Source organism: Burkholderia sp. Bp9012, assembly GCF_003853825.1.
Taxonomy (GTDB): domain Bacteria; phylum Pseudomonadota; class Gammaproteobacteria; order Burkholderiales; family Burkholderiaceae; genus Burkholderia; species Burkholderia diffusa.
Window position 1 is genome coordinate 153,672 of sequence record NZ_QTQA01000003.1, and the last position, 13,615, is coordinate 167,286.

Here is a 13,615-nt window from a genome sequence, read left to right on the forward strand (position 1 = left end):
CCGTTCGGGTCGGGCAGCGCGAACGCTCAGCGCGCGGACGCGATCACGTCCGCCACCGCCGCGGTCAGCTTCTTCGCGTACGGCACGTGCAGGAACTCGTTCGGGCCGTGCGCATTCGATTTCGGCCCGAGCACGCCGCACACCATGAACTGCGCGGACGGGAAGCCGGCCTGCAGCACGTTCATCAGCGGGATCGTGCCGCCGAGACCCATGTACGCGCAGTCCGCGCCGAAGTGGCGACGCGACGCGGCGTCGAGCGACGACGCGAGCCACGGCGCGAGATCCGGCGCGCTCCAGCCGGTCGCGGCGCCCGCGTCCGGCTTGAACGTGACCTTCGCGTTGTACGGCGGATCGAGTTCGAGCAGTTCCTTCAGCTGCTGCACGGCCTGTGCGGCGTCGACGAGCGGCGGCAGGCGCAGCGACAGCTTGAACGCGGTGCGCGGACGCAGCACGTTGCCCGCGTCGGCGAGCGCCGGCAGACCGGCCGCGCCTGTCACGGACAGCGACGGACGCCACGTCGAATTCAGCAGCGCCTCGCGCGGATCGGTCGTGGTCGGCAGCACCGGCTTGCCGTCCGCGCCGCATGCCCACGGCAGCCCCTTCCACACGGCGTCGCCGAGGATCGCGGCGGCCGTGTCGGCTTCGCGCACGCGGCTGTCGGGAATCTCGCAATGGAACACGCCCGGCAGGAGGTTGCCGTTCTTCGCATCTTCCAGGCGCTCGAACAGCTGGCGCATCACGCGGAAGCTCGACGGCGCGATGCCGCCGAAGACGCCGGAGTGCACGCCTTCCTCGAGCACCTCGACCTGCAGGTCGCCGGACACCAGCCCGCGCAGCGACGTCGTGAGCCACATCTGGTCGTAGTTGCCCGCGCCCGAATCGAGGCACACGACGAGCGACACCTGGCCGAGCCGGTCGCGCAGCGCGTCGACGTACGGCAGCAGGTCGTAGCTGCCCGACTCCTCGCAGGTCTCGATCAGGCCGACGCAGCGCGGCCGTTCGACGCCCTGCTCGTCGAGCGCGCCGAGCGCCGCGAGGCTCGCGTAGATCGCATAGCCGTCGTCCGCGCCGCCGCGGCCGTACAGCTTGCCGTTCTCGTACTTCGGTGTCCACGGGCCGAGGTCCGCGCGCCAGCCGTCGAATTCGGGCTGCTTGTCGAGGTGGCCGTACAGCAGGATCGTGTCGGTGCTGCCCGAGCGCGTCGCAGGCGTTTCGAAGAAGATCACCGGCGTGCGGCCGGGCAAGCGCACGATCTCGAGCTTCAGGCCTTTCACCGGCTGGCGTTCGGCCCACTGCGCGGCATCGGTGACGACCCGCTCGAGATACCCGCGCTTCGCCCAGTCGGGGTCGAACGCGGGGCTCTTCGCCGGGATCGCGATGTAGTCGGTCAGTGCGTGGAGAATTTCATCGTTCCACTTGCGCTCGACGAAGGTAACGAGCTTGTCATGGTCGAGGACGGGGGTAGTGTCGACGGAGGTCATGGTGGGGTGCCTGGATAGGGCTGACGAAAAACCGGATGATACGCCGATGCCCCCGCCCCAGGGGTGCTTTCCGTGGTCGTATTCAGGTGCCCGTTCGGGCCCGTTTCCCGCAGCGCCTGGCGCGCCCGCTCAAACGGCCTGCGGGAAGGCGGCATCGTCATCGGAATCACCGTTCGGTAAAAACAATCACGGGCGCCGGCGAGCGCATTTCGAGCGCTCGATAATAACCGACCAATTCAATCAGGACTTTCCGAGTCATTCAGCCCATAAATTGAATTAACCAGTTCGGCAAAAAACCAATAATCCGTTCGATTTTCACGATACCTCGCCCGCGAACATGACCGGGGCCGGCTCAAGCCCGCCGCGCGGGGCCATGCGCCCCCATCGTGTCGCACCATGACATTTCATCTTCATCAATGATGAGAATCAATATTCAAGATACTAAATTACATCGTTTACTCTTACTCGAATTCAATTAAGAGATAAGATGCTGTCGTTCAATAAAACGACGGACCATTCCGGAATCGTCGACGGGCGCCGGGCCGCGCCACCTCAACCGCATCACGATCATTCAAGGAGCCTCGCATGTCCGATGCCAGCTCGTCCCCCTCCCGCTCCACCGTCGCGCCAGCCGCGACCGCCACGCCGAAAATCGGCGTCATCCCCGCCACGCTGATGGTTGCCGGCAACATGATGGGCTCCGGCGTCTTCATGCTGCCCGCGAACCTCGCCGCCACCGGCGGCATCGCGATCTTCGGCTGGCTGATCACCGTCGTCGGCGCCGTGTCGCTCGCGCTGGTGTTCGCGAAGCTCGCGGCAATCGACCCGGCCGCCGGCGGCCCGTATGCGTATGCGCGCAAGTCGTTCGGCCCGTACATCGGCTACCAGACCAATCTGATCTACTGGCTCGCGAACGTGCTCGGCAACGTCGGCCTGGCGGTCGCCGGCCTCGGCTATCTCACGCACTTCTTCCCGATGCTGCGCGACCCGCTGGTATTCGCGCTCGCGCAGATCTTCGTGATCTGGCTGTTCACCTACGCGAACATTCTCGGACCGAACGTGGTCGGCCGCGTGCAGTCGGTCACGACGATCTTCGCGCTCGTGCCGATCCTCGGGATGGCCGTGTTCGGCTGGTTCTGGTTCAGCAAGGACGTGTACTTCGCCGGCTGGAACGTGTCGGGTGCGAGCAGCTTCGGCGCGATCGGCGCGACCTTGAACTTCACGCTGTGGGCGTTCATCGGCGTCGAGAGCGCGTCGGTGTCGGCCGGTGTCGTCGAAAACCCGTCGCGCAACGTGCCGATCGCGACCGTCGGCGGCGTCGTGCTCGCGGCCGTCTGCTACGTGCTCAGCTCGACCGTGATCATGGGGATGATCCCGAACAAGGCACTGCTCGCGTCGAGCGCGCCGTTCGCGGATGCCGCGCGCCTCGCGCTCGGCGACACCGCCGCGAACGCGGTCGCGATCTGCGCGGCGCTCGGCTGCCTCGGCTCGCTCGCGGGCTGGACGCTGCTGGTCGGCCAGACCGCGAAGGCCGCGGCCGACGACGGCCTGTTCGCCGGCGTGTTCGCCCGCGTCAACTCGAAGAACGTGCCGTCGGCCGGCCTTGCGATCGTCGCGGTCATCATGTCGGTGCAGGTGCTCGCGACGATGTCGCCGAGCGCGAGCGAGCAGTTCGGCAAGATCGCGTCGATCGCCGTGATCATGACGCTCCTGCCATACATCTACTCGTGCATCGCGATCAAGGTGCTCGGCTACGGCAAGATGCCGTCGCACCAGTTCACCTTCTACACGATCGTCGGCCTGATCGGCGCCGTCTACGCGCTGTGGGCGATGGTCGGCTCCGACGGCCAGCAGACGCGCTGGTCGCTGATCTTCGTGATCGCGACGATCGTGTTCTACGAGCTGTCGATCAACCGTCAGCGCGAAATCGAGGAAACCCATATCCATCCGGGCGGCCGCTCGCCGCGCTGGGTGCGCTACCTCGCGCTCGGCATCACCATCGCCGCGCTCGTCGCGACCTTCTGGATCTCCGTGGGCCGACACACGGCCGACATCCTTCACGCACGCTCGCCGGCCGCGGGCGTCCAGGCAACCCAGCAAACGGGGGAATGACCCATGACCGCTTCCTTGACCCAACCGGCGTTCCGTCGCCTCGGCATGAAGGCGCTGCTCGTGCAGCACGACATCGACGAACGCACCGCCACCGGACGCGCGGCCACCGCGCTCGTCGAAGAATTGCGCACGCGGCTCGTCGACGTCGTGATCGCGACCTCCGCCGACGACGCGCGCGCGGTGGTCGACGCCGATCCGGCGATCCAGTGCCTGCTGCTCAACTGGGAGCTCGGCAACGATCCCGCCCATGCGCCCGCCCAGGCCGTGCTCGACGCGATGCGCGCGCGCAATGCGACGGTGCCGGTGTTCCTGCTCGCGAGCCGCGCGAGCGCAGCCGCGATTCCCGTCGACGCGATGCGCAAGGCCGACGACTTCATCTGGATGCTGGAGGACACCACCGCGTTCATCGGCGGGCGGATCGTCGCCGCGATCGAACGCTACCGCGAAACCGTGCTGCCGCCGATGTTCCGCGCGCTCGCGCAGTTCTCGCGCGTGTACGAATACTCGTGGCACACGCCGGGCCATACCGGCGGCACCGCGTTCCTGAAATCGCCGGTCGGCCGCGCGTACTTCGAATTCTTCGGCGAGGCGCTGTTCCGCTCGGACCTGTCGATCTCGGTCGGCGAACTCGGCTCGCTGCTCGACCACTCCGGTCCGATCGGCGAAAGCGAACGCTACGCGGCGCGCGTGTTCGGCGCGCACCGCACGTATCACGTGACGAACGGCTCGTCGATGTCGAACCGCGTGATCCTGATGGCGAGCGTCACGCGCAACCAGGTCGCGCTGTGCGACCGCAACTGCCACAAGTCGGCCGAGCACGCGATGACGATGTCCGGCGCGATTCCGACCTACCTGATCCCGTCACGCAACCATTACGGGATCATCGGGCCGATCATGCCGGAACGGCTCACGGCCGCCGCCGTGCGCCTCGCGATCGACGCGAACCCGCTGGTGCGCGGGCGCGACGGCATCGATCCGACGCCCGTGCATGCACTGATCACGAACTCGACGTACGACGGCCTCTGCTACAACGTCGCGCGCGTCGAGGAACTGCTCGGCCAGAGCGTCGACCGATTGCATTTCGATGAAGCGTGGTACGGCTACGCGCGCTTCAACCCGATCTACCGCGATCGTCACGCGATGCACGGCGATCCGTCGCAGCACGACGCGAGCAAGCCGACCGTGTTCGCGACGCAGTCGACGCACAAGCTGCTCGCGGCGCTGTCGCAGGCGTCGTTCATCCACGTCCGCGACGGCCGCAATCCGATCGAGCATGCACGCTTCAACGAGGCATACATGATGCATGCGTCGACGTCGCCGAACTACGCGATCATCGCGTCGAACGACGTGAGCGCCGCGATGATGGACGGCCCCGGCGGCGAGGCGCTGACGACCGACGCGATCCGCGAGGCCGTGTCGTTCCGCCGGATGCTCGCGCGGCTGCATGCGGAATGCGAGGAGAGCGACGACTGGTTCTTCAACGGCTGGCAGCCGGACACCGTGGTCGATCGCAAGACGGGCCGGCGCGTGCCGTTCCATGAAGCGGACGAAACGCTGCTCGCCACCGATCCGTCGTGCTGGGTGCTGCATCCGGGCGAGACGTGGCACGGCTTCGGCGAGATCGAGGACGACTACTGCATGCTCGATCCGATCAAGGTGTCGATCGTCACGCCGGGCGTCGCGCCGCACGGCGGGCTGATGCCGGTCGGCATTCCGGCGTCGGTCGTCACCGCGTATCTGGACCGGCACGGGATCGTCGTCGAGAAGACGACCGACTTCACGATCCTGTTCCTGTTCTCGATCGGCGTGACGAAGGGCAAGTGGGGCACGCTCGTCAACACGCTGCTCGACTTCAAGCGCGACTACGACGCGAACGCGCCGCTCGAACAGGCGCTGCCGGAACTCGTCGCGCGCTATCCGGACCGCTACGGCAAGCTCGGCCTGCGCGATCTGTGCGACCTGATGTTCAGCGCGATGAGCGACCTGAAGACGACCGAGATGATGTCGCGCGGCTTCTCGACGCTGCCGCAGCCCGACTTCAGCCCGGCCGAGGCGTTCGAGCATCTCGTGCACAACGACATCGAGATGCTGGGGCTGTCCGAGATGGAAGGCCGCACCGTCGCGACAGGCGTCGTGCCCTATCCGCCCGGCATTCCGCTGCTGATGCCCGGCGAGAACGCGGGGCCCGCCGACGGCCCGCTGCTCGGCTACCTGAAGGCGCTCGAGCAATACGACCTGCGCTTCCCCGGCTTCACGCACGACACGCATGGCGTCGAAGTCGAGGACGGCGTGTACCGGATCGCGTGCATCAAGAAAACCGCGCGCGACACCAACACGCGCTGAGCATGCGCGCCGCGACGCCGCGCCGGCAGAACGCGGCCGGCGTCGCGACGCGTGACGACTCGCCGGTCATGCCGGCAAGCGACCGACCCACTCGGCGAGCTGCGCTTCGCCTTCTTCGTCGAGCTTGCCCTTCAGTTCGCCGTACCACGGCGCGATCGCATCGGCCGGCTGCGTGGCCTTCAGGATGTCGAGACTGTTCTCGAGGAACGACGAAAAGAACGGAATGCCGCGCATGTAGAGGAAGGTCGAATCGGTGATGCGCACGTGGCCGTACACGTCGCGCACCCACGCGAGATGCGGCAACGCCTCGCGCAGGTGGCCGCTTTGCATCAGCGCGGAAATGAAGTTCACGCGCGCGGCGACGTCGGACTGCTCGTGCGTGTCGTGATTGATCTCGGCGGCCTTTTGCATCCACGCCTCGCCGCGCTCCACTTCGCCGCACATCACCGACGTCGTCGCGAGCTGCACCGCGTTGTGCGCGCTCGGCTCGCGGTCGAACAGCGCAAGCCAGTACGGAAACGCTTCCGGATAACGCTCCATCGCCGAGTACGACAGCGCGCACAGGCGCGCCGCATCGGCCAGTCGCTCCGCGTGCGGCGCGGCGGCCGCGATCGCGGCGTCGTGCCGGCCGGCCTGGAATGCCTTCAGCGCGGGCGCGAGCTCGGGCGCGATGTCGGGGCCGTTCTGATCGTCCGCGCCTTCGGATGCGTCGGATGCGTCGGGTGCGTCGTTCGCGGACGGCGCGGGCGTCGCCGCTTCATCACGCGGTTTCTTTCCGAACAGCTTTCCCAGCAGGCCCATGGCGATTGTCCTTGTCGTTGTGATGGATGAATGGCGGCTGGTTGCAGCGGCGCAGGAAGCGCGGCGCGCGTGAACCGGATCGCCGCACGGCGACCGCCATCTTACGCGCGCTCGAAGTCAGCAGGAAGTGAACGGCGGCAGGGCGCTGATGTGGCGAAGCAAGGCGCGACGCTCACGCGTCCGTGGGCCTCACGCCGCGATCCATTCCGCGCCGGTACGCGGCAGGGCTCGTCGCCGCGACGCGCCGGAAGTGCCGGCGCAACGACTCCTCGGAACCGAACCCCGCGCGCGCGGCAATCTGCGCGAGCGACATCCCGGGATGCGCTTCGAGCATGTCCTTCGCGACGTTCACGCGCTCGCGGATCAGCCACGCGAGCGGCGACATCCCCGTCGCGTCCGCGAACTGCCGCTGCAGCGTGCGCGTGCTCATCGCCGCCTGCGCGGCCAGCGACGCGAGCGTGTGCGGCTCGGCCGCATGCGCGCGCATCCAGTCGATCAGCTTCGCGAGCCGGTCGCTGCCGCCCGGTGCGACCGGTCGCGGCACGAACTGCGCCTGGCCGCCGTCGCGATGCGGCGGCAGCACGAGGCGCTGCGCGACCCGGTTCGCAATCGCGCCGCCGTGGTCGCGGCGCACGAGATGCAGCAGCATGTCGAGCCCCGCCGCCGAGCCGGCCGACGTGACGATCTGCCCTTCGTCGACGTACAGCGCGTCGGGATTCACGCGCAGCGCCGGATAGCGCGCCTGCAGGCGGTCGGCGTAGCGCCAGTGCGTCGTGACGGTGAGCCCGTCGAGCACGCCAGCCGCCGCAAGCACGAACACGCCCGAGCAGATCGAACAGAGCCGCGCGCCGCGGCGATGCGCGGCACGCAGCTTCTTCAGCAGCGGCTCCGGCGGCGGTTCGTCCGGATCGCGCCAGCCGGGAATCACGATGGTGTCCGCGCGATCGAGCATCGCGAGCCGGTACGGCGCAGCGACCGTGATGCCGCCCGCCGCGCGCACGGGACCGGGCTCGCTCGCGCAGACGGCGAAGCGATACCAGTCGACGCCGAGTTCCGGGCGTTCGAGCGCGAACAGTTCGACCACGCAGCCGAATTCGAAGGTGCAGAGGCGATCGTAGGCGAGCGCGACGACGAGATGATTGTGCATGGCGCGATGTTACCGGAACTTGTCGATCGCGCCACTGCCGCGATGGCCGCCGAACCGCGATACTGCCCTTCATCCCGGCGCATTCCGCGCCGTCTTTCAGGAGCGCGTTTCATGTCTTACGTCACCGACGTCCCCGCCGCCGACAGCGCCGCCGCCCTCGCGCACTTCGAAGCCTCGCTGCGCTTCGAGACCGATTGCTGGGACGTGCACGACGCGTTTGCGTCCGGCTCGCCCGATTTCGTACTGCTCGACGTCCGGGGGCCGGAACAGTTTGCCGCCGGCCACGTGCCCGGCGCGCGCAACCTGCCGCACCGCAAGATCGTCGCCGGCAAGCTCGCCGACCACCCGGCCGACACGCTGTTCGTCGTCTACTGCGCCGGCCCGCACTGCAACGGTGCCGCACGCGCGGCGATCCGGCTCGCGCGCCTCGGCCGCCCGGTGAAGCTGATGATCGGCGGGGTCACCGGCTGGCTCGACGAAGGTTTCGCGTTGTGCAACGAAGTCCAACCGGAGGACGTCGCCGCGCGCTGATCGTCATTAAAAACGCAACAATCAATTGCCGGCACACGAACGGAAAAAGCGCGACAATCGGCCACATTGCAGTTCTCGGATGGAGCAGCAACATGGAACACGCAGTCCTGATTCAGATGGCCGGCTCGGTCGCGGCGATCGCGCTCTATTTTCTTCCGGCCATCGTCGCCGACCGGCGCGGCCGGCACGACAGGCTGACGATCGCAATGTTCAACGCCCTGTTCGCGTGGACGGGCATCGGCTGGCTGATGACGCTCTACTGGGCATGCCAGCCGAACCCGCAAACCGATGTCGCGCAAGCCATCCTCGCGAAGCGCCGCGGCATCAGCATGCGGACTTTCTCGACCGGCCTCGTCGAACGCGTGCAGCGCCGCGTCGCCGCCCAGGAGCAATGGGCCGAGAAGCAAGGTTGCCGCTAGGCAGTCCCGCTGTTCCCTTTACTTTGCCTTACCTCGCCGTGCCGAACTTCGGCATCCTGACGTTGGTCGAGGCCCGGTAGTCCCACACCAGCCTCTCGCGCGGCGCCTCACCGCCCGCGCGCAGCCACGCCCCGAACGCTCCCGCCGTCACCGCCCGCGCGATCCGCTCGCCCGGGCAGCCGTGCGGCCCCGTGCCGAACCCGAAGTTCGGCCCCGGCGCGCGGCCCGGCAGCAATCGGTCCGGCTCGCGGTGCACGGCCGGATCGCGGTTCGCCGCCGCGAGCACGACCAGGATGGCCGCACCGGCATCGACGGTCACGCCTTCGATCGTCGTGCGCGACGCGACGAAGCGGCGCGTGTTCTGCACCGGCGAATCGAATCGGCCGACCTCGGCGACGAATGCCTCGAGCATCGCGGCATCCGGCAGCGTGCGTTCGGCATCGGTTGCGTCCCACGCGACCAGCACATTGCCGAGCCACGCGGCCGTCGCCTCGCACGTCTGCGACAGCAACCCGACGAGATTCGCGACGAGCGCGCCGCTCGCGTGCCAACCCGCGGCACCGGCCGCCCGCTGAATCGCCGCGACCCATGAGCCGTCCTGCGCGCGCGTGCGCGCGACACGCTCCGTCATCCGGTCGAGCAGTTGCCGCGCGGCCTCGCTCGCGCGGGCCAGTGCCGCATCGTCCGACAGCGGTGACAGCGCGGCGACGAAGTCGACGACCAGCGCGGCGATTTCGTCGAGCTGCGTGTCGTCGAAGCCGAGCAGATCGGCGACCGCGCAAACGGGCACCGTCAGGCACCACGCGTTCAGTGCATCGGCGTCGTGCGGCATGCGCAACCGGCTGCCGGCGAGTTGCGCGGCCCGCTCGCGCAACGCGTCGACGTCGATCGGCGCGAACGCCGCGCGCAGCGCCTGCTTCGGCACGTCGTGCCGCAATGCGCCGTCGTTCATGCGCACCAGTTCGCCGAACAGCGCGCCCGCCGTCGTCCCACGCAATGCGGGCGGTACCGGCGCGTCGAGCGGCCTGACGCGGCACGCCGGGTGACCGAGCACGGCCGTCACGCTCGCCGCCCGGCTCGCGACCCACAGGCCGAGCGAGGCGTCGAACGCGAGCGGCGGCCCGTCGACGAGCGTCGAGTAGTAAGGGTAGGGATCGCGGTGCGTGACCGCGGCAATCGGATTGGTCGGGTTCATGCGTGCAGTATCGGCGCGCCGGGCCACCGCATGTTTCAGGTTGACGTGAAATGTCGCGGATGTCGCGCTCATGCCCATGCCGGCACCGCGGAGTGCTGCGACGCAGCAACCCACGGGCGGCAAGCGACGCGGCGCTGTGACGGACGTGGCGTCAGGCTGCCGACCGGTAGCGGTGCGCCTGCATGCGCAGGCGGACGCGCCCAGCGGAAATCGCACGCGGTTCGGGCACCACCGTTTCGTGATGAAACATTTCCTGCCGGAAGCGGCCGCCGTCGTCGAACCACTGGCAGATCAGCCAGTCGGCATCGTCGAACACGACCGGCCCGGCATAGGTGACGGTCATGCGCGGCCCACCGGTTTTCAGCGTCACGACATCGCCGACGCGAAAGCCGTTGCTGTGATTTTCTCGGATTTTCATCGCTCTCTCGATTTTTTATATATTCATTTTCCGGCGGCCCGCTGACAGGTCATTCGGATACGCGGCAGATTACCAATCCAATAAATAACCGGCAACTCCCGAATACCCGAAAACATCGACCTGAAAATCGCAACACTACGCGGCACCGATTCGCGTGGCGGGCTTCTGGCACCATAATCGGCGCGGCTTGCGCGCCGATTATGGTCAAACAACCGGAGTGCAGAGAATAAACGATGAATTTCGCGCCGTCATCGAACTTCAAATCGGCGGTGGTTTCGATTGATTACTGTCAATCGGTTTCCGGCTGGAAACGTTCCCACGTTTTATCGGCGCTCATTGTTCGAACCGCACGGGCGAATTGTCCGGCGCCGAAAACCAGCGATTGAGGTCGCGTCCCGGCACCGCCGCCTGCGTAAACGTGAATGTGCCGTCGCGCGCCATTTCCGTTGCAGCGCGCAGGAACGCGCCGAATGCGGCCCGCGCCAGCGCGCCGCCGACGCTGACGCGCTTCACGCCGAGCGCCGCGAGCGCCTCGCGGCTCAGCAACCCGCCCTGCAGCCCCATCACGACGTTGACCGGCGCGCCGACCGCGCGCGTGACCGCCGCGATCTCGTCGGGATCGGTCACGCCGGGTGCGTAGAGCACGTCGGCGCCCGCGTCGCGGTATGCGACCAGCCGCGCGATCGTGTCGGCAAGGTCGGAGCGGCCGTGCAGGTAGTTTTCACAGCGCGCGGTCAGCGTGAATGGAAACCGCAGCGAGCGCGCCGCGTCGACCGCCGCCGCGATGCGCTCGACCGCCTCGTGGTGCGGGTAGATCGGCGCATCGGCACGGCCGGTCGCATCCTCGATCGAGCCGCCCACCGCGCCGGCGTCGGCCGCCAGGCGAATCGTCTCGGCGACCGTGTCAGGCGCGTCGCCGAAGCCGTTCTCGAGATCGGCGCTGACCGGCAGGCCGCCCGCGGCGACGATCTCGGCGATGTGGTCGAGCATTTCGTCGCGATCGATCGCGTTGTCGGGCCGCCCTCTCGAAAAGGCGAAGCCGGCGCTCGTGGTGGCAAGCGCTTCGAAGCCGGCCATCGCGAGCAGCCGGGCGGAACCGGCATCCCACGGGTTCGGGATGATGAAGGCGCCGGGCCGCGTGTGCAGCGCGCGGAAGGTTTCGGCTTGGCGAAACTGCACGTTGGAATCGGACATCGAAGTCTCCTCGGAATGGAGACGTCAGCATACGCGCGCGCGGTACCGCGACGGTTCAGGGCGCGCTGAAATATCGATGTGGATGCCGGGGCCTCGCGCGCGGCGCGGTGTGCCGCCGGTCACGCCGCCGCGCGGGGACCGAGCGTCTTCGTCAGGAAAATGCGCGCATGCCCGGTCGGGTAATCCGGCAGCTCGCCGAAACGGACATAGCCGCGCTTTTCGTAGAACGGCTGCGCCTGAAAGTCGAACGTGTCGAGCCACGCGCCGTGACAGCCGCGTGCGACGGCTTCCGCCTCGGCGAGATCCATGATGCGCGAGCCGGCCCCCTGGCCGCGCGCCGCCTCGGGCACGACGAGCAGGTCGACATGCAGCCAGCCGAACGCCGTGCTGCCCCACAGGCCGCCCACGACCGTGCCGTCGGCGTCGGTCACGCGCACGGCCAGCGGCCGGAAATCGATCGGGCCGGCCTGGCTTTCGTTGAACCGGACGAGCGGCGCCGCGATCTGCTTGCGGACGTTCGCGTCGCCGGCGTCGGTCACGTCGTAGGTGAGCGTCATCGGTTACGTCGAATCAGGAAGAAAACGGGAGATGGCAAGACGGCCGGACCCGCGCGCGGCTACACCACGTAGGCGCCCTTCGCATGCAGTTCCGCTTCCGTGCGCTCGAGCGCCGTGATCGCATCGCTGCCTTCCAGCGCCAGCAACTGCGCGACCAGTGCCTCGGCCATCGCATGCGCGGCGACCAGCGACGGAAAGAACGACGGGCTGTCGTGCGTGAAGATCAGCTGCGCGTCCGCATGCAGCGCGATCGGCGACACCGCGCTGTCGGTGATCGCGACGATCTTGCTGCCCTGCGCCTTCGCCGCCTGCGCGACACGCGTCGCTTCCGCGGAATACGGCGCGAAACTGATGATCACCGTCACGCTCTGCTTCGCGATCGTGCGCAGCTCCATCTCGAGCGAGCCGGCGACGCCGTTGAGCAACGACACGGTCGGCCGGAACAGCCGGTAGCCGTACACGAATCCGAACGCGACCGGATAGCACGACCGGAACCCCGCGACGTGCACGTGCGACGCCTTGCGGATCAGCTTCGCGGCGTCGGCGAGCGCGTGCTCGTTCTGGGCGGAGGTGGCGGCGAGATTGTGCTGCTGCGCGGCAAGCAGGTCGTGCGCGAGCGACGCCTTCGCGTCGGGCCGCACGAGCGAACGCGCTCGCTGCGTGAGCGGCTCGGGACGCGTGCGCACGCGCGCGACGCACAGGTCGCGCAGCTCGTTCCAGCCGGGGAAACCGAATTGCTGCGCGAGCCGCACGAGCGACGCGGGTTGAACCTGCGCGCGCTGCGCGACCTTGCGCATCGACGAGGTGGCAACCTCGTCGGGATGATCGAGCAGAAATGCAGCGCCCGCCTGGAATTGCGGGCTCAGTTCGGAAAATTGCGCCCGGATCCGGGACGCGAGTTCATCGAAATTGGCAGCCATCTTGGTGAGAACGGGAACCGGTCGTCCATGGTATCACCGGCCCCGTGTGCACCGGTGCACCGGTCAGCGCAGCACTTCGACGTGATCGGCGTCGACCTTCACCTTGCCCGACCACTTGCGCTCGAACTCGCCGGTCAGCTTCACTTCGCTCTTGTCGCTGACGGGCTGGCCGGCCGCCCACAGCTTTTTGTCGATCTCGACGCGGATCGTGCCGGTTGCATCGGCGAACTCGTAGTCCTCGCCGCCGGTATGCTTGACGATGCGCCCCTGGAGTTGCACGTGCTGGTCGTCCTTGCCGTTCGCGAGCAGTTCCTTCACGGTCGTCGTGGTCAGCGTGGACGGCCCCGTGTATTCCGCGTAGACGGCGGCGGGCAGCACGGCAAGCGCGACCGCCAGGATTCTCGTCAGGTGTTTCATGATCTCGTTCCTCCAGTTATTCGAGTACGTCGCGCTCCCGTTGAACGCGACGGCCCGAGATTACGGAGCGTAAGATTAAG

General features: G+C 67.8%; 13 protein-coding genes. 4 read left to right on the plus strand and 9 right to left on the minus strand.

What is annotated here, in order from left to right; genetic code table 11:
* Positions 1–26: 26 nt before the first annotated feature.
* Positions 27–1,481, minus strand: coding sequence for a M20 family metallopeptidase (locus DIE11_RS04880; protein ID WP_059600144.1), 1,455 nt, complete (start codon positions 1,479–1,481; stop codon positions 27–29).
* 585 nt (positions 1,482–2,066) lie between these two features.
* Between DIE11_RS04880 and adiC the strand changes: the two genes are divergently transcribed.
* Together adiC and DIE11_RS04890 are read left to right on the plus strand one after the other, a co-directional pair.
* Positions 2,067–3,593, plus strand: coding sequence for an arginine/agmatine antiporter (gene adiC, locus DIE11_RS04885; RefSeq protein WP_124621911.1), 1,527 nt, complete (start codon positions 2,067–2,069; stop codon positions 3,591–3,593).
* 3 nt (positions 3,594–3,596) lie between these two features.
* Positions 3,597–5,936, plus strand: a complete 2,340-nt coding sequence (locus tag DIE11_RS04890) for an Orn/Lys/Arg decarboxylase N-terminal domain-containing protein (protein WP_124621913.1) — start codon at positions 3,597–3,599, stop codon at positions 5,934–5,936.
* 66 nt (positions 5,937–6,002) lie between these two features.
* Here DIE11_RS04890 and DIE11_RS04895 read toward each other — a convergent pair whose 3' ends face one another.
* Both DIE11_RS04895 and ftrA read right to left on the minus strand, forming a co-directional pair.
* Positions 6,003–6,737: a hypothetical protein gene (locus tag DIE11_RS04895; protein WP_124621915.1), complete on the minus strand. Its 735-nt coding sequence runs from the start codon at positions 6,735–6,737 to the stop codon at positions 6,003–6,005.
* A gap of 172 nt (positions 6,738–6,909) precedes the next feature.
* Positions 6,910–7,884 carry a transcriptional regulator FtrA gene (ftrA, locus tag DIE11_RS04900; protein WP_124621917.1) on the minus strand — a complete coding sequence of 325 codons (975 nt, stop codon included), beginning with the start codon at positions 7,882–7,884 and terminating at the stop codon, positions 6,910–6,912.
* Between the two features lie 111 nt (positions 7,885–7,995).
* Between ftrA and DIE11_RS04905 the strand changes: the two genes are divergently transcribed.
* Together DIE11_RS04905 and DIE11_RS04910 are read left to right on the plus strand one after the other, a co-directional pair.
* Positions 7,996–8,415: a rhodanese-like domain-containing protein gene (locus DIE11_RS04905; protein ID WP_124621919.1), complete on the plus strand. Its 420-nt coding sequence runs from the start codon at positions 7,996–7,998 to the stop codon at positions 8,413–8,415.
* Positions 8,416–8,507: 92 nt separating this feature from the next.
* Positions 8,508–8,834 (plus strand): superinfection immunity protein, encoded by a 327-nt coding sequence (locus DIE11_RS04910; protein WP_059600150.1) that lies wholly within the window; start codon positions 8,508–8,510, stop codon positions 8,832–8,834.
* A 28-nt stretch (positions 8,835–8,862) separates the two neighbouring features.
* Here DIE11_RS04910 and DIE11_RS04915 read toward each other — a convergent pair whose 3' ends face one another.
* The 6 genes from DIE11_RS04915 to DIE11_RS04940 all read right to left on the minus strand — a co-directional run bounded on the left by DIE11_RS04915 (position 8,863) and on the right by DIE11_RS04940 (position 13,535).
* On the minus strand, positions 8,863–10,029 hold the full coding sequence (locus DIE11_RS04915) for a cytochrome P450 (RefSeq protein WP_124621921.1): 1,167 nt from the start codon (positions 10,027–10,029) through the stop codon (positions 8,863–8,865).
* A 151-nt stretch (positions 10,030–10,180) separates the two neighbouring features.
* Positions 10,181–10,447: a YodC family protein gene (locus DIE11_RS04920; RefSeq protein ID WP_059600151.1), complete on the minus strand. Its 267-nt coding sequence runs from the start codon at positions 10,445–10,447 to the stop codon at positions 10,181–10,183.
* A 333-nt stretch (positions 10,448–10,780) separates the two neighbouring features.
* Positions 10,781–11,641 carry an oxaloacetate decarboxylase gene (locus tag DIE11_RS04925; RefSeq protein WP_124621923.1) on the minus strand — a complete coding sequence of 287 codons (861 nt, stop codon included), beginning with the start codon at positions 11,639–11,641 and terminating at the stop codon, positions 10,781–10,783.
* A gap of 119 nt (positions 11,642–11,760) precedes the next feature.
* Entirely contained in the window at positions 11,761–12,198 is a 438-nt protein-coding gene (locus DIE11_RS04930; protein ID WP_124621925.1) for an N-acetyltransferase, read from the minus strand.
* A gap of 59 nt (positions 12,199–12,257) precedes the next feature.
* Positions 12,258–13,118 (minus strand): MurR/RpiR family transcriptional regulator, encoded by an 861-nt coding sequence (locus DIE11_RS04935; RefSeq protein ID WP_124621927.1) that lies wholly within the window; start codon positions 13,116–13,118, stop codon positions 12,258–12,260.
* 63 nt (positions 13,119–13,181) lie between these two features.
* Positions 13,182–13,535 (minus strand): YgiW/YdeI family stress tolerance OB fold protein, encoded by a 354-nt coding sequence (locus tag DIE11_RS04940; RefSeq protein ID WP_124621929.1) that lies wholly within the window; start codon positions 13,533–13,535, stop codon positions 13,182–13,184.
* Between the last annotated feature and the right edge of the window lie 80 nt (positions 13,536–13,615).